Annotated in this window: 18 protein-coding genes; all 18 read right to left on the bottom strand. The window is 52.3% G+C overall.

What is annotated here, in order from left to right:
* Positions 1-43: 43 nt before the first annotated feature.
* The 18 genes from NTD82_RS13095 to rpsA all read right to left on the bottom strand — a co-directional run bounded on the left by NTD82_RS13095 (position 44) and on the right by rpsA (position 18,702).
* Positions 44-1,054: an MraY family glycosyltransferase gene (locus NTD82_RS13095; protein ID WP_095155526.1), complete on the bottom strand. Its 1,011-nt coding sequence runs from the start codon at positions 1,052-1,054 to the stop codon at positions 44-46.
* Positions 1,051-2,016 (bottom strand): UDP-glucose 4-epimerase family protein, encoded by a 966-nt coding sequence (locus tag NTD82_RS13090; RefSeq protein WP_095155525.1) that lies wholly within the window; start codon positions 2,014-2,016, stop codon positions 1,051-1,053. Before NTD82_RS13090 ends, NTD82_RS13095 begins: the two co-directional genes overlap by 4 nt.
* A complete protein-coding gene (locus tag NTD82_RS13085; RefSeq protein WP_262129028.1) occupies positions 2,016-3,269 on the bottom strand; it encodes a glycosyltransferase family 4 protein in 1,254 nt (417 codons plus the stop codon). Before NTD82_RS13085 ends, NTD82_RS13090 begins: the two co-directional genes overlap by 1 nt.
* Before the next feature lie 14 nt (positions 3,270-3,283).
* The gene (wecB, locus tag NTD82_RS13080) at positions 3,284-4,414 is read right to left on the bottom strand and encodes a non-hydrolyzing UDP-N-acetylglucosamine 2-epimerase (RefSeq protein ID WP_262129027.1); all 1,131 of its coding nucleotides are present in this window, start codon (positions 4,412-4,414) and stop codon (positions 3,284-3,286) included.
* Between the two features lie 22 nt (positions 4,415-4,436).
* Positions 4,437-5,555, bottom strand: coding sequence for a UDP-2-acetamido-2,6-beta-L-arabino-hexul-4-ose reductase (gene wbjC, locus NTD82_RS13075; protein WP_262129026.1), 1,119 nt, complete (start codon positions 5,553-5,555; stop codon positions 4,437-4,439).
* A gap of 3 nt (positions 5,556-5,558) precedes the next feature.
* Positions 5,559-6,596 (bottom strand): polysaccharide biosynthesis protein, encoded by a 1,038-nt coding sequence (locus tag NTD82_RS13070; RefSeq protein ID WP_262129025.1) that lies wholly within the window; start codon positions 6,594-6,596, stop codon positions 5,559-5,561.
* Positions 6,593-7,804, bottom strand: a complete 1,212-nt coding sequence (locus tag NTD82_RS13065) for a glycosyltransferase family 4 protein (RefSeq protein ID WP_262129024.1) — start codon at positions 7,802-7,804, stop codon at positions 6,593-6,595. Before NTD82_RS13065 ends, NTD82_RS13070 begins: the two co-directional genes overlap by 4 nt.
* Before the next feature lie 3 nt (positions 7,805-7,807).
* The gene (locus NTD82_RS13060; protein WP_262129023.1) at positions 7,808-9,007 is read right to left on the bottom strand and encodes an EpsG family protein; all 1,200 of its coding nucleotides are present in this window, start codon (positions 9,005-9,007) and stop codon (positions 7,808-7,810) included.
* Positions 9,007-10,473 carry a flippase gene (locus NTD82_RS13055; RefSeq protein WP_262129021.1) on the bottom strand — a complete coding sequence of 489 codons (1,467 nt, stop codon included), beginning with the start codon at positions 10,471-10,473 and terminating at the stop codon, positions 9,007-9,009. Before NTD82_RS13055 ends, NTD82_RS13060 begins: the two co-directional genes overlap by 1 nt.
* A gap of 301 nt (positions 10,474-10,774) precedes the next feature.
* Positions 10,775-12,100, bottom strand: coding sequence for a Wzz/FepE/Etk N-terminal domain-containing protein (locus tag NTD82_RS13050; protein ID WP_262129019.1), 1,326 nt, complete (start codon positions 12,098-12,100; stop codon positions 10,775-10,777).
* Positions 12,101-12,292: 192 nt separating this feature from the next.
* Positions 12,293-13,345: an LPS O-antigen chain length determinant protein WzzB gene (locus NTD82_RS13045; protein WP_262129018.1), complete on the bottom strand. Its 1,053-nt coding sequence runs from the start codon at positions 13,343-13,345 to the stop codon at positions 12,293-12,295.
* 790 nt (positions 13,346-14,135) lie between these two features.
* Positions 14,136-14,579 carry a hypothetical protein gene (locus NTD82_RS13040; protein WP_262129017.1) on the bottom strand — a complete coding sequence of 148 codons (444 nt, stop codon included), beginning with the start codon at positions 14,577-14,579 and terminating at the stop codon, positions 14,136-14,138.
* Positions 14,580-15,317: 738 nt separating this feature from the next.
* Positions 15,318-15,413: an MBL fold metallo-hydrolase RNA specificity domain-containing protein gene (locus NTD82_RS29330; RefSeq protein ID WP_410017049.1), complete on the bottom strand. Its 96-nt coding sequence runs from the start codon at positions 15,411-15,413 to the stop codon at positions 15,318-15,320.
* A 61-nt stretch (positions 15,414-15,474) separates the two neighbouring features.
* Complete coding sequence (locus NTD82_RS29325; RefSeq protein WP_410017050.1) at positions 15,475-15,573, bottom strand: hypothetical protein; 99 nt, start codon at positions 15,571-15,573, stop codon at positions 15,475-15,477.
* 238 nt (positions 15,574-15,811) lie between these two features.
* Entirely contained in the window at positions 15,812-16,117 is a 306-nt protein-coding gene (locus NTD82_RS29320; protein ID WP_410017048.1) for an MBL fold metallo-hydrolase, read from the bottom strand.
* Between the two features lie 135 nt (positions 16,118-16,252).
* Positions 16,253-16,483 carry a lipopolysaccharide assembly protein LapA domain-containing protein gene (locus tag NTD82_RS13035; RefSeq protein WP_175653721.1) on the bottom strand — a complete coding sequence of 77 codons (231 nt, stop codon included), beginning with the start codon at positions 16,481-16,483 and terminating at the stop codon, positions 16,253-16,255.
* Between the two features lie 21 nt (positions 16,484-16,504).
* Entirely contained in the window at positions 16,505-16,804 is a 300-nt protein-coding gene (gene ihfB, locus NTD82_RS13030) for an integration host factor subunit beta (protein ID WP_095155499.1), read from the bottom strand.
* 224 nt (positions 16,805-17,028) lie between these two features.
* Entirely contained in the window at positions 17,029-18,702 is a 1,674-nt protein-coding gene (rpsA, locus tag NTD82_RS13025) for a 30S ribosomal protein S1 (RefSeq protein ID WP_095155498.1), read from the bottom strand.
* Positions 18,703-18,781 lie beyond the last annotated feature (79 nt).

Here is an 18,781-nt window from a genome sequence, read left to right as displayed (position 1 = left end):
AAACACGTGCCTCTGCGCATGCCCGCCAGAGAATCAATCCAGGTTATTCAAGCGCACCGGCGCGGTAACGCACGGCCAGTATGACCAGCGGTACATAAGCGATGATCACACCCAGCACCCCGTCCAGGCCCAGCAGCATGACGCACAAGGCAACGGGTAACAACCAGAACAGGTTGAGCGCGCCAACCGCGACGGTCACAGGCAAATGCTTGCCGTAAAGGCGCGACGCGAACTGGTAGGCATGGCTGCGATGAGCCTCATAGACTTTATCGCCCCTGGACAGACGGCGAATCAGGGTATAAGTGGCATCAACGATGAACACCCCAAGCAGGATCAGCCAACACCAGAACAATTGCGAGGATACCCAGGCAGCTTGCAATGACAGCACGCCCAGGGCGATACCAAGAAAACCACTACCTGCATCGCCCATGAAAATGCGCGCTGGCGGGAAGTTCCAGTAAAGGAAACCAGCGACGGCCATTGCCAGCAAAAGCGGCAGCATCAACAACTGCTCAAACCCTCCGAGCCAGTACAACAGGCAGGCCCCAAGACAGGCGCAGATCGCCTCGACGCTGGCAATTCCGTCGATGCCGTCCATGAAATTGTAGAGATTAAGCAGCCAGACCAGATAGAACGCCGCGATAATCGCGCCGAGCCAGCCAAGATCCAGCGTCGCGCCAAAGACCTCCAACGCAGGCAGTCCGCCCAGCCAGAACAGCGCCCATGCAGCGGCGAGGAAATGCCCCAGGAGACGCCAGCGCGCAGCGATATGACCGTGATCGTCCATGAAGCCGATGATCGCGATCAAGGCTCCCGCGCCCCCCAAGGCAATGATCCCGTGCAGCCCGGGGCCACTGTCCGTAACCAGTAATGCCAGAGCGAGGAGAAAGGCGAGCACGATTGCCACGCCACCACCTCGCGGTGTTGGCACCGCATGGGAGCTGCGCGCATTGGGGATATCCATGATGCTCCTGGCCAGCGCGTAGCGCCGAAGCACGGCGGTCAATATCAGGGACAGCCCCCCCACCAATGGAATCAGCCAGGCTTGAGTCATTTTCTTGTTTTTTCCTGATAGTCCCGGGCCGCCAGCCGAAGCGCGTCGTCAACGCTGATCGGTGGATTCCAGCCCAGCAAAGAACGCGTTTTTTCAATATCGACTTGCAAGGAGCCACACAACCGCTGCGACAAGGAGCGCTTGCCCAGCAGGCCTGCGCCCAGCTCCAGCAGGCTGCTGGGAACCGGCAACAGCCTCGCCGGCTTGTCCAAGGCCCGGGCCATGCGGCGCAGCAAGCCGCTAGTGGACAGATCTTCGCCATCGCTGACGAGGAAGGTCTGGTTGGCCGCCGCCGGGTGGGCGACGCAAGTGACCACGAGATCCGCCAGATTGCCCAGGGCTACCAGGCTGCGACGGTTATCGATGGCGCCGAATGGTAGCGGCACGCCCTTGTCCAGCCAGCGCATCATGGCCAGGAAATTGGCTTTCACCCCGGGGCCGTAAACCAACACCGGTCGCACGATAACCACCTCGAGCCCGGTCTCCTTGGCCAGCGAACGCAGCGCCTGTTCGGCTTCCATCTTCGACACACCATAGGGATCGGCCGGGGCCGGCATATCGTCGGCACCATAAGGGCGCCCCTTCGCTGTGCCCTCGCCGTTGACCTTGATCGAGCTGATGAACACGAAGCGACTGGCACCGGCCTGCACGGCCTGGCGCGCCAGGTTCAGGGTCCCATCGACGTTGACCTTGCGGAACGCTGCCAGCGGGTCCGTTTCGGTGTCGTTCATGACATGCACGCGCGCAGCGGAATGAATGACGGTACGCACCCCGACAAGAGCGGCCGCCCAGTCCATCGAGCCGTCCAGCGCCTCGAAACGGCTGACGGCCACGCGAGGGTCCAGATCGGCGGGCACACTGCGTAACGCCGCAACCACCGAATAGTCCCGCGCCAGAAGCCCTTCAAGGACAGCCTTACCTACAAAACCGGAAGCACCGGTCAACAACACGGTATGTGACATCACTTGCCTGCCTTGCGTAGGGTGGCTTCACGAAATAACGACTCCAGGCGAGCCATGAGCTTGGGCTTGGAATAATGTTCGAGGTAGTACTGACGCCCGGCCTCACCCATCGCGTTACGTTGCGCCAAGGCGGTATCCGCGAGGGTACTGGTGATTGCGGCAAGGCCTCGGGCGTCACTGGAGTCACAGGCAAACCCGGCGCCGGACTCGCGGATGACTCGAGCTGCCTCGCCGTTGATCATGCCCAGCAAAGGACGCCCGGACGCCAAGTAAGCTTGCACCTTGCCGGGAATCGTCCTCTGGAAGACATCGTTGGTTTTCAGGGTCACCAGCAACGCGTCAGCCTGGGCGAACAGGCCGGGCATCGCCTCCAGCGGGTGACGACCAAGCAGGTGCACGTTGTGCAACTGGCGCGCCTGTACCTGCTCGGCCAGCCAGGCGCTCATTCGACCATCGCCAACGATGACCCAGCGAATCGCCGCGGTATCACGCAGCGCCTGCGCCGCGTCGAGAACCGCCGGGAAATCCTGAGCCTCGCCAAGGTTGCCGGCGAAGACCACGGTGAACACCGAGGGATCCGCCGCTATCAAAGCACTCGTCGTCGAACCTGAGGAGGAAAAATCATCTTCCGCCCAACTGGGGAAATATACCAACCGCTCATCGGCGATCCGCCGTGTGCAATATTGCCTGACGTTGTCCAGGAAACCGTGGGACTGCAGCAGCAGGTAGTCGGTGCGGTTGTAGATCCACGACACCATCTTGCCTACCAGTGCCAGCAGGCGCGGGTTGCGTATAACACCAACGGCGCGGAGTGTTTCCGGCCAGAGGTCCAGCACCCAGACAAAAACCGGTGCTTTTTTCAAACGCCCGATGAGGAGCGCCGGTATCGCCGCCATGATCGGAGACACCGCGTAAACGAACAGTGCGTCGTACTGGCGGCCACGTAATTTGAAGGCACCAACCGTCGAGGCACTGAGAAAGAACGATGCGTAGTTGAGCATCAACTGGATACCGCGCTTACCCCGCGGCAGCATCGGCACCCTGACCACATCGGCGCCGTTATAGGCCGCAAAATTCCCTGGAGAAACGCAGTAACTTTCGAACACTTCACCCTCGGGATAGTTGGGCAGCCCAGTGAGGACGGTAACCTCGTGGCCCTTTTCCTTAAGGTCGCGGACCAAATCATTGATCCGCATGTTTTCCGGCCAAAAATACTGCGTGACGACAAGCACTCTCAGCTTTTTATCAGTCATGCATACAACTCAGTTCAGTAACGCTTCCATACGGTCCGATTTACATAGTCGGTATAACTATGAAGAATACGAACAACCTTATCCGAAACATTCGGCATGCTGTAGTCAGCCACCAAACGCAGAGTCCGCATATCCCCACGAGCCTGACCGTTGAGAATACTTAACCCTTGTAGAACACGATCGACCTCCAGCCCCACCATCATCGCTGCAGCTTCCTCCATCCCCTCAGGACGCTCGTGGGCTTCGCGAATATTCAGCGCAGGGAAATTGAGAATCGATGCTTCTTCGTTGATGGTCCCGCTGTCCGAGAGAACGGCCATCGCCTCGACCTGCAGCTTGTTATAGTCCTTGAACCCGAGTGGTTTCAACAAACGCACATTCGCGTGGAAGTTAACACCCATGGCATCGACCCGTTTCTGAGTACGAGGATGAGTCGATACAATAACAGGGAACTGAAACTGCTCGGCCAACGTATTGAGCACATCTACCAACTTCAGGAAGTTTTTGTCGGAGTCGACGTTTTCCTCACGGTGCGCGCTGACGACAAAAAAACGCCCTTTCTCGAGACCAAGGCGAGCGAGAACATCAGAAGCATCGATTCCGCTCCGATAGTGGTTCAACACTTCGAACATCGGGCTACCAGTTTTTATCACACGATCCGGAGGTAGGCCTTCACGGAGCAGATAATCCCGCGCGATGGTGCTGTAGGTGAGATTGATATCCGCAGTGTGGTCAACGATACGTCGATTGATCTCTTCCGGCACTCGCATATCAAAACAACGATTACCAGCCTCCATATGGAAAGTAGGGATTTTACGACGCTTTGCCGGAATAACCGCCATACAACTATTGGTATCCCCCAGAACCAGAAGGGCCTCCGGATTGACTTCGCTCAGAATACGATCAACGGCGATTATCACATTACCGATGGTTTCTGCACCACTGGCTCCTGCGGCATTGAGAAAATGGTCCGGCTTACGGATCCCAAGATCCTGAAAGAAGATTTCGTTCAATTCATAATCGTAATTCTGTCCAGTGTGCACTAACACATGATCGCAATGCTCATCCAGCGCGACCATAACTCTCGACAGGCGAATGATCTCCGGGCGGGTGCCCACCACGGTTACAACCTTAAGCTTCTTCATTTCAATATCCTATTAACAGCGACTAGGCCCCAGCACCCAGCGAACGAGCGTAGGTATCAGGGTGTTCGCGGTCAAAAATCTCATTAGCCCAAAGCATCACGACCATCTCGTCTTCACCAACGTTGGTAATGTCATGCGTCCAACCAGGGACGGTCTCGACAATTTCTGGCCTCTCACCTGTGGTGAACAACTCATAGAACTCACCTGAAACTATGTGGCGGAAGCGGAAACATGCCTTGCCTTTTATGACCAGAAACTTTTCGGTTTTTGAGTGGTGGTAGTGACCACCCCGGGTAATTCCCGAGTGGGCCGTGAAGTAAGAGAACTGGCCTGAATCCTTGGTCTTGAGCATCTCAACGAAAACACCACGCTGATCACCATACTTGGGTACTTCATAAGTGAAGCGTTCAGGTGGCAGATAGCTCAGGTAAGTAGAGTACAACGCCCGTACTAAACCAGTACCTACCGGCTCGGTGATAATTGTTTTACGGCTGTCGCTAAACGCATACAACTGATCAGCCACCTCTCCAACGGTGGTAGCATATTGTGGCTCCACCCTGACGAAAGGATCCCCGGCGAGTTTGCCGTCCATAACGGCGACAAAGTGGTTGATGACATCATCAATATAAACGAGGGTTACTGCAGCCTTCGGGTCGTTGATCGAAATCGGCAAGTCACGGGCGATGTTGTTGCAAAACGTCGCTACGGCCGAATTGTAATTGGGTCGTGCCCATTTACCGAATACGTTGGGAAGACGGAATAGATGCACTGGCACTGCATGAGCAGAGCACAATGCCAACAATGCTTCCTCAGCACCACGCTTACTATTTCCATACGGGTTGCCGAGTTCAGCTTGTATAGACGAAGTATACAAAATCGGCAACTGCCGACCGCTAGCTACGATAGCGTCACACAAAGCCTGAGTCAGATCGGTATTGCCGGATTGAAACTCTTGCGGGTCTTGTGGCCGATTCACACCCGCCAAATGGAAGATAAAATCCACCCCTGCCACTAACTCGGGAAGGTTCGAAAGCGGATCCTCACGAGTAAATCGCAGTACTTCCACGTCGTCCCGTTCGCCCAAGTGGGCGATCAGGTTCTGGCCGACGAAGCCATTGGCACCGGTAATCAGAACCTTCATCTGTCACTCCTCGGGTGCGGCGGTCTCACCACGTTGAATAGCGCGCATGAAATCCAACTTGAGCAGCAATTGCTGCATTCCTTCTACATTCAAGCGCTCGGTATTGTGGGAGTTATAGTCTTCAGTACGTGAAATCTTTGTTTCGCCTTCTTCGACGAATTTGGCATAGTTGAGATCGCGTAAATCAGGTGGAACACGGAAATAATCACCCATGTCTTCGGCGCAAGCCATTTCTTCACGGCTCAACAACGCTTCGTAAAGTTTTTCGCCGTGGCGGGTACCAATCACCTGAATAGGGTGTTCAGGCTTGCCCACCAAAGCGGTCAAGGCTTTAGCGAGGGTCTCGACAGTAGCAGCTGGCGCTTTCTGTACAAACAAATCGCCGTTGTTGCCGTGCTCAAAGGCGTACAGCACCAGATCGACTGCATCAGCCAGTGTCATCATGAAGCGGGTCATATTAGGATCGGTCAGCGTTAGCGGTTTGCCAGCACGAATCTGATCAATGAACAGTGGGATAACCGAACCACGTGAGGCCATCACGTTGCCATAGCGAGTACCGCAAATGACGGTTTTCTTCTCATCAACATTGCGAGACTTCGCTACCATGACCTTTTCCATCATCGCTTTGGAGATACCCATCGCGTTGATCGGATAGACCGCTTTGTCCGTGCTTAGACAAACAACACGCTTGACTTCGTTCTGGATGGCAGCTTCAAGAACGTTCTCGGTGCCCAGCACGTTAGTTTTTACCGCTTCCAGCGGATGAAATTCGCAAGATGGAACCTGCTTGAGAGCAGCAGCGTGGAAAATGTAGTCAACACCGCGGCTGGCAGCAAGAATGCTTTGATAGTCACGAACATCACCAATGTAGAACTTCAATTTTTCACTGGTGTAGCGCTTACGCATATCGTCTTGCTTTTTCTCATCCCGGCTGAAAATTCGAATTTCGCCAATATCGGTATCAAGGAAGCCCTTGAGCACGGCATTGCCGAAGGAACCGGTGCCACCAGTAATCAAAAGTGTCTTTCCCTTGAAGCTCATATATCCTCGCATGCAAAAAGAATTTTTTGGATAGCAGAATCGACTTTCATTTCCTGCTCATAATATTGACGACCGTTTTTAGCGCACTCTGACAAAAATACGCTATCCGAGTACATCCTTTCAAGTGCCTCAGCTAACGTCACAGGGTTCCCGGCCTCAACCCATAGACCGGCCTTCATGTCCCTAGTCAGGATCCCACCAAACTCTGTGTACTTGTCAATGGAGGCTAGAATCGGCAAGCCAACCTTCAAATAATCTATTGACTTTGAAGGGAAGCTAGGTACCGCATGATTTCCAGAAAGTGAAACCAAACCGAGGTCACAGGCAGCAATTATCTTTTCGTACTCATCACGCGGCACGTGATCGATAAACAACACGTTATGCAAGCTCTCATCTTGCACGCGAGCTTTCAGGCGAGCGAGTTCGCTACCCTTGCCAATAAGAACAAATTGGAACTGCGGCTTGGCTTTGGAATGTGACGCAAGATCAAGAATATTATCAAGCCCCTGCACGACCGACATGGCACCGCCATAAATAACGACAAATGCTTCATCGATAATTCCGTATTTAGCTCGAATCGAGGAGCGCTCAGACGCATCCAGAACAACCTGATGAAGCTGCTTGGTCCATAGCGGCAACAAACTGACTTTTTCCGGATCGATCTTATAGTGACTTTCAAGAAAATCAATGCTGCCCTTGGTCATACAACCAATGGCGTCGAATTTTCTATACAGGCGGTTCTCCCAACGCAGAAAGAACGAGAATAGCTTGCTCTTTCCCGCCCCCCATAGATCGCGCATATAATAAGGAAAAAAGTCCCAGAGAATAAGGTATTTTTTGGCCTTGGTTTTTTTCCAGAAGAAATCCAGCAGAGCCCAAATAACAATACATGGAGTGGTCGCTACAATAAGATCGGTATCACGCAACACCCGGCCATGGCGAAACCGCACCAACGCCGAAAATAGAAAAATCTTCAGCGTGGAGAATATAATATTTTTATTGTAAAAAATTTTCCACAAGCGCAGCCGATAAACCCGCACACCGTTCAGGTCAATGACAGCACTCTCACCATCACTGTATTCCCAGCTAAGTACCAACACCGACACCGATTTGCCCTCCTTAGCAAAGCAATCAGCCAGCTCGTTAGTAAGCCAACCCTCCCCGGCGCGACACGGGTACTTTGTGGTTAGCAGAAGGATTCTCTCCATTACCTAAACACCTTTCCAGAGCCAACGTAATTCGTCATACAACTCTTCTGTCCTCTGAGCGCCAGTGCTCCGCCGTTCAATATCATCAAAAAATACGCTCTGATAGGGAAAGTAAACCATAGAAATTTTGGTTAACACGAATTTCGCGTAAAGGCTGGCACTGATCGCGAGCACCAGCGAAAAAAGCAACAGCCTATTAGCGACCCTGAGCGAGTCGAATGCACGCAACACATAGAACAACAGAAAAAATATAAAAAACGCCTGAAATCTTGAAAGAAACGTCGGAAACGCCCAAAAAAAGAAACTTAGGAACACGGTGAAAAAACTCAAGTCGAACAAAAATTTCTCTTCTCGATTATAGCTATTTATTCGTTTGCGACATTGCCGCCGATAACATGAAAAGACAAACAACGTGAGGAACAACACAACAAATAGAATCTTGTAAATGGCATTTGAGCTCGGCGTATCCAGATTGCTATAGATTGCATACTTGCCAAAGAACTCCAACTGAACAAGAGCACGCAATAGTACACCCGGGACATTGATCTCCAGCAGATAAGCTACGGCGACAACCGCCACGCTCACTACCGCCACCATATAGCTAACGCCGACCATACGAATCAGCAATAAAGAGATAACGGCAAAAATGCTTGACGTATGGAAAAAAGTTGCCAGCAGCAGCAAAGACAGCGCCACAAACAATCGCCGCTCGATTAGATATATCGCCCCACAAAGAAAAAGCGCCAGCGCCAACCCCTGACGCATCAGCGAAAATGAATTGATCAAATAAAGATCGGGCACAGTGTAATAAACAGCCAGCCCGAGAAGAGCTAGCCCACCAAATAGCTTCCTAATGAACACAGTTGTTAGAAAAACTTGCAGAGCGCTCACAAACCCTTGGAACACTATGAACTCTAAATCAAATGCGCGAAACAAATGCGCTAAACCCAAAAAACCAATTTCAAAGTCATACTTATCCGATGGCTGTTTTAGCAGAATATAGAATTCTTTATATGCCGGCCAATCATACCCCGTCTCGTAGCGCGTGGCAGAAAACCAGATCAACACAGCTGAGAGCACAATATAGGTCACACTCTCGAGCCTAGAGCGCTCCCCACCACACACCCAGACCAGCAGCGCCCCCACCCAAACCGCCAAGAACACTAGGCTGTAGGCATCCAGAAACCGGCTCGCCAGTTCCATCAGCGCTGTATCTTCAACTTAAATGCGGAGGCCTTGAAGAACAGCCGCAGGATCACAACAGCGAATGCCAAGCAAACCAAACCGCTGAAAAAAATACGCGTCAATAACGCTCCACCTTCTATGATCCAATATATCAGCACTAGCCCAAGCACACCGAGTAGCGCTGTCACCGCGCGCGGCCAATAGCTAACTTCGAGCTTCAACGTAGCGAACTTAAGCATCACTGCCGTATCGAAAAGCGCGCGCAACACCCACGCCCATGCGGCTCCGACCACACCAAACTTCAACGTCAAGACCCACAGCGCAAGCAAGAATAGCGGAACCTCTATCAACTGTAGAACAGCAACACTCTTTGCACTACCCGTTCCCTGTAGCAGGGTTAAAGGCACGTGCGCCAAGCAGTTGACCAGAATTGCAAAAGCGAAGATAACTAACACGTGCTGACCTTCGCGGGCGAACTCTGAACCTACCCAGAACTGTAATAAGTCATAGGAGAACATCGCCAGAACCAACGATACAGGAGCCACTGCCAGATAAATCACCATTGAAAAAAAGTCAAACAACTCAACAGCGTTCTTTTTCGCGCCGCCGACGAAGTAACCGGAAAAGATCGGAAATAGCACTGCTGTCAAAGCTCCCGGCAGGATCCACAGCTTGGTCACCAGCTCATTGGGCGTCACATAATAAGCGACAGCATTGGCAGATACGAGAATGCCCAGAACAAAGCGATCCGCATAACCCATGATCGGGCTAACCACACTACCGACCGACAGCCAGCCTCCACAGACGCATAATTGTCTAACTTGGGCATTTCTCCAAGAAAGCTGTCTATGTTCGATACGGGCGATCCCCAACGCGAACCAGAAGTAGGCTAAACAACCAATTACCCGGCCAATTACTAGTACGATAGCGATGAGGTCAAGCCTAGCTCCAAACCAGAAGACCAATATCGCAGGCCCGGCGAAAGTAAAAATACCGAGTGGGAGGCGCACATAATTTACTTTCGCGAATTCTTGCCGGGCTTCGAGAAGCCCTTTGAACCCGGACGTTAAAATGATGAATGGCACAGACAGTGCCATCACTATAAAGGCCGCCTCAACCTCACGGATATCGGAAACACCCTTGATCAACGCAACAATAGATGGTGCGGCTAAGAATATCACGCCGGCTAGCGCGCCCCCTAACAACAGCATCAACACATACGCAGTGCCAAGAATACTGCCTAGCTCATGCCTTCTTTCCTGAGCGTCGCACGTAGCGACTTGCAGCGTCAATGCACGCCCCAAACCCAAATCGAAGATTCCGACATAGCTGACAACAGCCCAGATCAGTGCGAGAAGACCAAATTTTTCTGCGCCCAGCATCTGAATCAAATAGGGAATGGAAAAAAAAGCAACTATCATGGGAAGGCCAAGACCACCCAAATTCAATGCTGTGCTTTTTATAATTCGGGAAACTGAACTCATATCAACTCTGTCATATAAAAATTTATTTTTTTATCCCGAAAATATGGCGAACATCCTCATGGAAAAGTCAACCATAAGACAATTAAAACTTGCAGAGAAAATTCTTCATTCCCCCTAAAAAATGGCAAAAAAATTTGTCAGATTTTGCCTTAAATCAAGGCCTTTCCTTCGAAAGCCCTATGCCTCCTAACGGAGTCACAGCAAACCTACCATCACCTGAAATCCTTGCCTTTACCTCCTATCATATTTCTGAAACACAATCTGCTAACCGAGATGCAACTATCCTAGGGAATTAAAGCTGCTATCGCGAAATCGCCGGGGGCTGATCGGGGTCGATTGTATTGCCCACTGGCACCACCCGCACGCGACGCAAACGCAGCATATAACGCAAGATCATCAAAACGGTTCCCAGAAGCGCGCCGCCGAGGATACCCAAAGCAATGATCAGAGCTTTCTTCGGTTTGACGGGACTGACAGGTTCAAGCGCCTGACGGTCGATAACAACCAGGTTCAGGTGGCTTAGGTCTGTGGGGATATTCATCAACCGCGCTTTTTCCTCTCGAAGCGCATCCATACCCTTAAGAAACACGTCTTCGTTCTGCCGCCGCTCAAGCAGTTGCACCTTACGATTTACCTTAAGCAGCTGCAACTCCCTGTGAATTTGCGCGACACGAGGGTCGGCGAAATCATCAGAAACACGCTGACGCAAAACCCTGCGTTCCGCCTCAAGCGCGTCGACCCCCATGAAATACAGGGGAATTTGTTGGTTGGTCACCTCTGTCCGGATAACATTGCCAGACGGCTCAGCTTCGCGGGCCATGGAAGATGGCGTTGACGGCTTCTTGATTCCCAGGGAGCGAGCAATGGTGATCGCTTCATCGAGCGAGGAAATTCGGCTCTCACGCAACGACTTCAACTGAACCCTCAACGCTTTGAGCTCGTCTTGTAATTCAGCGCGTTTTAGGTTGTCTGCCTCCATCAAACCAGCAATTTCACCGGCCTTACCCAGCTGATAAGCATCCCGAGCAGCCTTGATCTGCTCATCAACCTCGACCAACCTATTACTGACCATAATTTTCAGGTCAGCGCTAATCTGACTACGTTCATGCTCAATGGCAAACTGGACAAAACCATTGAGGATGTCATCGCCTTGAATGCCTTTTGGATAGCGCATCTCTAAGCCCAAGAAAGTGCTCAGTAGATCTGTTTTTTTGGGGTCAGGCAGAACGATCGACAAAGCAGTCTTGTTGAACACTTCAAATGCTTGCTCAGGCGTCTGGCCAGGACCACTGAATGCCTTCAGCAACTCAGGGCTGGAGCGAAAATACGCTAAGCGCGTCTCGTAGGATTCAAGCGCAGCACCTACACGAGTAAGAGCCACACTTGGTGGTAGCGAATACACTTGGGAGCGGTTCAGTGCGTCCATGTCATTCAAGGCGGCAGGACGCAAGATGGTGCTGACCTCATACACAGGAGTAGCTGTGAATGCGTAGCCTGCGGCCAAGGCGCCCGATAACACCGCTACCGCAGCAATCAGCCCCCTTCTTCGCCATACAGACTGTATCAAGGCGAAAAGATCTATCTGGTCTTGGGTAACAACGGATGGGACCCGGGATACGATTGTCACGGCAACGGCCTATCTGTGTGAAAGTGAACCCTCCGCCCAACACAGAAATTCGCTCACTGCCACCAACATCAGAGTTGGTTAGCCCCCGAGAACAATCCCTGTCGCCAGACGACGAAGGGCGTCATTGTTGCATTTTGTAGCAGCAAGAGCTACATGTTGTCAGAATTCTCCGCTTCCTTTTAACCATTAGATTCAGCCAGATCTCCTTGCCTCAATTCGCCAGAAATGCCGAACAAGCACCAGCACAACACCTGACAGCATTCCGAACAGCCCCCCAATCAGCACAATCAATGCTTTACGTGGCTCTATCGGTTGATCCGGAAGCTCCGGATCACCATCTTGCCGATACACCGCCACGACTGAAGGGTCGATTCCCAGATTTCGATAGCTCGCCACCGCAGCTTGCTTCTGGCGCAGGCCCTCGATAAACGGATCGTCCGACGCCCGCTTCTCTAGATTATCTATTTCCGCCTCTAGCGCTTTACTTCCTCTCATATACGTAAGAGACCCATCCATTCCCGCAGATACCCCAGCCGACAAGGTCCCGGAAATTATTAGCGGCTTTTCAAGCCCGATGGATCTGGCAACCGTCAGCGCCTCCTCTAATTTAGCGATCTGGTCCTCGCGCTGCTTACGAGCACTGTATTGCGCACTGACCACCTGTTGCTGAAGGTTGTTTGCCTTGATTATCGCATCCCCCTTGACATCCTTAAGTACCTCATTTTTTGCCTGAGCTCCTGCCATTTGCGCATATAGCACCACCCAGCGAGCAACTTGTTGAGGATCAGATAAACGCGCCGTTATCACATAACTCGACGGCCGCTCTTTGCTTTCCACTTCGATCGCAAGAAGCTCATTGAAGCGGCGATACAAACCATCTTGCGAACTATTACGCTCCCCCTCTCCCAATGAAGAAAGATATACCTCACGAAAGAACTTCCGGCGCAGCGACTCTGACCGAAGGTTGTTAAGATAAACTCGATAAACATCCTCAGCACTTAAGGGCGCCAAGCCTGATGTACCTCCGCGCCCATAGTTTAAGTGCGAGATGTCGCTCTGACTAGGCGGCAGGATCATGACCCTTGCCTCATAAACGGGCGTCACCAGGAGAACGTAAGCAATAGAACCAACTGCAAAGAATGCGACCAAGGAGATTATTAGCAGCTTATTGCACAACAACACCCTGACCAATTCGATCAGGTCTACTTCATCACTATTGCCTAGGAGCTCACGGTCATTGTACATTTATAGTAGTCTTCCTCGGATCGTTTTTTCTGATTATTAGCGCTTGAAGTGCAACATATGTAGTTCGAAGAGAGCGGACATGAAGAGTCTAGCCTCCTCCCCTAAGCAGGCGTCCCGGCCCCTTCCTTGCTCACCACTCGTCAGATAAATTGTGTTTTTAAAAGCCAGCAGCGAAACCACCTCACAACCGCGCCAACAACCACACGGTTTTATAGATTTTCCGCTCAGGCTGAATCCCCTCACCCATCACATCAATTGCCTACCCATGCGGAACCGACGGTGCAACCTCACATCCAGTGCAAGCTGCTTCAAGCATAGCCCGCATGACGCACCTCGCACCCCCATAAACAAATTCCCCTTGAGGCATCCAGATGCCAAACCTACCAGTCCAGACTGATCAGCATTGACATGCTGTGGAATTCAATTTTCGCGGACATCAAGCCATCGCCCGCTCACAATGGTTGTAGAGCTTCACTTGTAATCCTAGGAATCTCTTATCGCTTCACCGTGACTGGTGTAATTCTTGCGCGAAGTCCTTTCCATTTTACGCTCAGGAAGAATCTCTCCTTACTGCGTTGCCCCGGTGGCTAGCCTATTAACTCATACTGCTAGTTGATATCTGCAGCGAGGACAGCTTAACGCCCTTTGGCATAAACTGGTGGTTGAGTCGATTTTCAGCCAATGGCGGGCCATGGTTTCTGTTAGTGATATGGCCAAACTTGCGAGCCGTAAGTCATCGCGTTTCATCAAGTGCCGAACCTTGAATAGGCCAATATGCTCCCCTATGGGGTCATGTGCTCTCCAACCTGCGGCTATCGTAGCAATCTGCAGATGACACGAATGCCGCCTTGAGCCCGATACCTGCGGAGAAGACTGATTTGGGTTTCGCTTGCCGCTGCCGGGTCTCATCGAGGCTCCAGTGAGTAATCCGGAGCAACAGACAAACACGCGTCACCGGGTGAGCGTTGTGTTGTAATTGGCGGACCATTTGATGGATTACTTCAATTCGCGGGCAAAGGAGGCTGTAGTTTTTTAGAGTGCCACTGCCCATCTTCAGCTCAATAGCTTGCTGCTCAATCTGACGGATTCGCTGCTGTTCGCCGGTCAACGGATTTCCTATTGGCCCGCCCAACTGCTCGGCCTTGTACTGGGCAAGCCAACAGCGTACGGCGGCATTGTTCAAGCTCCGGCCAACACAAACCGAGCTTGCGTTCGGACCTTGATCAACAATCATTTGGCAGACCTATAATTTTCTATGACTTCGGCTCATCGGTTACCTCTCAGTGGAGGTTCACCCATTGCCATCTGGGCGCGCCGTTTAATAGCCCAGACCACTTGAGCCTGCATCGTTCATGAATGGCCTTGAGATTTCGAATACTCCCCATACATCTACCACCACATACCAAAACGATTTATGACGAATAGCGCCCTACTAGCGTTCCGTTAGTTCGTTAATCAAAATCACCGAAATCATTGAATGGAGCAAGTTAAATACCTAAACCAATTAAACCCAGAGCATTGAGGTTTACTCTCCTTTCACATTGGCAGCCAGAAGAAGGCGCATTCCATGAAAATTAAGTTTTCATAGTTTATCTTGAACTTCTCGTAAAGCGTGGCCGCTGCCCGATCGCTTGAGCCAGGCAAGGGTATTTTCAATCAAGCGCCCGCGTCGATAGTCCTCGGCCTAAATCGACCTCTCCCTTCATCAAGCCACATCTTTGAGCACTTTTCCGCTCACTCTGTCCGCGCATCTTCAAGCTTTCATAGCCTTTGTTCGCAATAATCGTTTCTGCATCGAAAACCTTGTTTTTGAACAAAGAGACCGACCATAGATAATCATTGACCTGATCTCCAGTAACTTCGGAAGCAATGAGCCGATGAACCTCTGATAACTGCCATCAACGAAGTCAGGATCGACCACCAGCACCTCAGCACCTTGCCCCCCCCCCCGATCAGCCATTGAACCCAGCCATCAAGGTATACCTACCACAAACTCCACCAATCCAGCCTGGTCAGCATGAGCCGAGTAATCATCCACCGTGTTGATCTTTTCATTGACGTCGCGCATCTAGCCATCAAGCTCTACCATTACTCAACTCTCTGCCCGTTCACTCGCCTGAATTACCGCACTAGGCGTGCCCCGCCTGGCAACCAGCGAACATAACCTCATGCCTTAATTCGCCAAGCATGGCCTTCAGGTAGTTGCCGATTCGACCACTTATGCACATGCCATTGCCCACGATCATGATCGCCGGGCGGCCGGTACCCCTCAGATAGTTGACTAACTCAAATGCTTTTGATGCGGAACCGAGCAAATGCCGGCACGCTGGAGCCGCACCCGACGACGCGACAAGGAGGCACCAGCAACGTCGTGCCACTCACCAAACGCTAATGGAGCAGTACCAACACTCAGAAGAAGCCGGCAACGCTCGATGGCATCCGGCGGCCAGCGCCCGGAATCCTTCATCAAACTCTCCAGCACGACAGGGAGCAGCTCCGCAGAGAGGACGATGCAGAGAATCGGTCCACGATAGCCCGCAACCAACAGGTCGGTATGCGCCCCACGTGATCTAGATGAACGTGAGTCACCACCAGGGCCTTCAAACGTTCAACAGGGAAATCAATCACCGGGTACGGCTGTGTAGATGCTTCCACACCCTGAAACAGCCCACAGTCAATCAGCACGCTGCATTGCGCATCAAGATGAAGCTGATGACACGAGCCTGTGACACCCCGCGTGGCCCCGTGATGGGTAATGATGGGGAAAACCATGCTGCCTGCACTCCTTGGACCAGGAGCAGCATTACCCCACATCTAACTCGGAGCCATCAGCAGGAAAATTCCGTAGAGGCTGTAGGAGTCGTCTGGATTACAAGGTTTTTGTAAACCCAGAAGTCCAATGAAGGCTCAGCTCAGACCACGCCTGGCCTTGAGAACGATAAGGCCACCCAACAACGGGCCAACGGCCAGACCGGCAACAAGCGCAGCCAACACAAGTGCCGCGACAGGAACAGCTGGTGCAGTCCAACCAAAAAATACCAAAACTACAGACTGCTGGTTTTCCAGGACAAAGAATAAAGCCAGCGCCGCCAGCACGATCACAAATAGCACCAACAAAAGGCGCCTGATATTGCGCATGATCACATCCTCTTGCACAGATCAGTCTTCAGGAAGCTCATCTTCTTCATTGACTCTATCGCGCAGCTCCTTGCCAGGCTTGAAATGCGGCACGAATTTTCCGTCAAGGCTGACAGATTGCCCGGTCTTGGGGTTACGCCCCACGCGAGGAGCGCGATAGTGCAGCGAGAAGCTACCAAAGCCCCGGATTTCAATACGGTCGCCAGTAGCGAGGCACTGGGACATCTGCTCAAGCATGGTCTTGATGGCCAGCTCAACATCCTTCGATGAGAGCAGCCCCTGATGGGTGACAATACGTTCGATAAGCTCCGACTTCGTCATCTTTTTCCCTTCTGTATCAAGCAGCTAGGTCATTGCCTCCATTGGTTTTAGCATGGGCTGATGAATTTGAACAGTCCGGTTATTGACTTAAGAAAAAAATCCAGAATTGGATGATACCGCTTCACGCTGAAAGCCCCATATCTACAGGGTGTCGCGACTAAACAGCTGAAATAGCAGGCATAAAAAAAGGCGACCGAAGTCGCCTTTTTTTGATCAAGCAGAACTTAGTTCTGTTTGGCCATTTCCGCGCGCAGCAGGTCACCCAGGGTAGCGCCAGCGGCTTCTGGAGCCTTGGCGATTTGCTGGATAGCCTCTTTCTCTTCTTCAACGTCTTTCGACTTGATGGAGAGGTTGATTACGCGGCTCTTGCGGTCAACGCTGATGATCTTGGCTTCGATCTCTTCGCCTTCCTTCAGGACGTTACGCGCGTCTTCAACGCGGTCACGGCTGATTTCGGAAGCTTTCAGAGTAGCTTCGATATCGTCGGCCAGAGTGATGATGGCGCCTTTGGCGTCAACTTCTTTCACAGTGCCCTTGACGATAGCGCCCTTGTCGTTGACAGCAACGTAGTTGGAGAACGGATCGTCTTCCAGCTGCTTGATGCCCAGGGAGATACGCTCGCGCTCTGGGTCAACCGACAGGATGACGGTTTCCAGCTCGTCGCCCTTCTTGAAGCGACGTACGGCCTCTTCGCCGACTTCGTTCCAGGAGATGTCCGACAGGTGAACCAGACCGTCGATGCCGCCGTCCAGACCAATGAAGATACCGAAATCGGTGATCGACTTGATGGTGCCGGAGATCTTGTCGCCCTTGTTGAACTGGCCAGAGAAGTCTTCCCATGGGTTCGACTTGCACTGCTTGATGCCCAGGGAGATACGACGACGCTCTTCGTCGATGTCCAGAACCATGACTTCCACTTCGTCGCCAACTTGAACGACTTTCGACGGGTGGATGTTCTTGTTGGTCCAGTCCATTTCGGAAACGTGTACCAGGCCTTCAACGCCCTCTTCCAGCTCAGCGAAGCAGCCGTAGTCGGTCAGGTTGGTAACGCGCGCCATAACGCGGGTGCTCTCTGGGTAACGTGCCTTGATAGCAACCCATGGGTCTTCGCCCAGTTGCTTCAGGCCCAGGGATACGCGGTTACGCTCGCGATCGTATTTCAGAACCTTGACATCGATCTCGTCGCCAACGTTGACGATTTCCGACGGATGCTTGATACGCTTCCAGGCCATGTCGGTGATGTGCAGCAGGCCATCGACGCCGCCCAGATCCACGAATGCGCCGTAGTCGGTGAGGTTCTTGACGATACCTTTGACTTGCTGGCCTTCCTGCAGCGATTCCAGCAGAGCTTCGCGCTCGGCGCTGTTTTCGGCTTCCAGGACACTGCGACGGGAAACGACAACGTTGTTGCGCTTCTGGTCCAGCTTGATGACCTTGAATTCCAGCTCTTTGCCTTCGAGGTGGGTGGTGTCGCGCACTGGGCGGACATCAACCAGGGAGCCCGGCAGGAACGCACGGATACCGTTAACGTCGACAGTGAAGCCGCCTTTAACCTTACCGTTGATAACGCCCTTGACCACTTCTTCGGCGGCGAAAGCTGCTTCCAGAACAATCCAGCACTCGGCGCGCTTGGCTTTTTCACGGGACAGTTTGGTTTCGCCAAAGCCGTCTTCCACCGCGTCCAGCGCAACGTGAACTTCGTCACCGACCTTGATGGTCAGCTCGCCAGCTTCGTTGTAGAACTGCTCGAGCGGGATGACGCCCTCGGACTTCAGACCAGCGTGGACAGTAACCCAGTCACCGTCGATATCGACAACGATACCGGTGATGATCGCACCTGGTTGAAGGTTGAGGGTTTTCAGGCTTTCTTCAAAGAGTTCTGCAAAGCTTTCGCTCATTTTAATTCCTGTAGATTCGGGCGATAAATCCGCCCATCAGCCACATTCCAGACAATGTGGGTTTCGTTCATAGTAAGGG

Source organism: Pseudomonas sp. 5P_5.1_Bac1 (assembly GCF_025466015.1).
Lineage (GTDB): Bacteria > Pseudomonadota > Gammaproteobacteria > Pseudomonadales > Pseudomonadaceae > Aquipseudomonas.
The sequence above is the reverse complement of the archived record's forward strand: the minus strand, read 5'-3'. Positions and strand labels throughout refer to the sequence as shown.

Excerpts from the sequence above, each read along its gene's own strand:
- NTD82_RS29330 (WP_410017049.1), bottom strand. The coding sequence starts at position 15,413 with ATGCGCGACGTCAATGAAAAGATCAACACGGTGGATGATTACTCGGCT.
- wbjC (WP_262129026.1), bottom strand. The coding sequence starts at position 5,555 with ATGAAGGTTCTGATTACCGGTGCCAATGGCTTCGTCGGCCAGAACCTG.
- NTD82_RS13095 (WP_095155526.1), bottom strand. The coding sequence starts at position 1,054 with ATGACTCAAGCCTGGCTGATTCCATTGGTGGGGGGGCTGTCCCTGATA.
- NTD82_RS13065 (WP_262129024.1), bottom strand. The coding sequence starts at position 7,804 with ATGGAGAGAATCCTTCTGCTAACCACAAAGTACCCGTGTCGCGCCGGG.
- rpsA (WP_095155498.1), bottom strand. The coding sequence starts at position 18,702 with ATGAGCGAAAGCTTTGCAGAACTCTTTGAAGAAAGCCTGAAAACCCTC.
- NTD82_RS29320 (WP_410017048.1), bottom strand. The coding sequence starts at position 16,117 with ATGGTTTTCCCCATCATTACCCATCACGGGGCCACGCGGGGTGTCACA.
- ihfB (WP_095155499.1), bottom strand. The coding sequence starts at position 16,804 with ATGACGAAGTCGGAGCTTATCGAACGTATTGTCACCCATCAGGGGCTG.
- NTD82_RS29325 (WP_410017050.1), bottom strand. The coding sequence starts at position 15,573 with ATGTGCATAAGTGGTCGAATCGGCAACTACCTGAAGGCCATGCTTGGC.
- NTD82_RS13060 (WP_262129023.1), bottom strand. The coding sequence starts at position 9,007 with ATGGAACTGGCGAGCCGGTTTCTGGATGCCTACAGCCTAGTGTTCTTG.
- NTD82_RS13045 (WP_262129018.1), bottom strand. The coding sequence starts at position 13,345 with ATGTACAATGACCGTGAGCTCCTAGGCAATAGTGATGAAGTAGACCTG.
- NTD82_RS13040 (WP_262129017.1), bottom strand. The coding sequence starts at position 14,579 with ATGATTGTTGATCAAGGTCCGAACGCAAGCTCGGTTTGTGTTGGCCGG.
- NTD82_RS13035 (WP_175653721.1), bottom strand. The coding sequence starts at position 16,483 with ATGCGCAATATCAGGCGCCTTTTGTTGGTGCTATTTGTGATCGTGCTG.
- NTD82_RS13085 (WP_262129028.1), bottom strand. The coding sequence starts at position 3,269 with ATGACTGATAAAAAGCTGAGAGTGCTTGTCGTCACGCAGTATTTTTGG.
- wecB (WP_262129027.1), bottom strand. The coding sequence starts at position 4,414 with ATGAAGAAGCTTAAGGTTGTAACCGTGGTGGGCACCCGCCCGGAGATC.
- NTD82_RS13055 (WP_262129021.1), bottom strand. The coding sequence starts at position 10,473 with ATGAGTTCAGTTTCCCGAATTATAAAAAGCACAGCATTGAATTTGGGT.
- NTD82_RS13070 (WP_262129025.1), bottom strand. The coding sequence starts at position 6,596 with ATGAGCTTCAAGGGAAAGACACTTTTGATTACTGGTGGCACCGGTTCC.
- NTD82_RS13090 (WP_095155525.1), bottom strand. The coding sequence starts at position 2,016 with ATGTCACATACCGTGTTGTTGACCGGTGCTTCCGGTTTTGTAGGTAAG.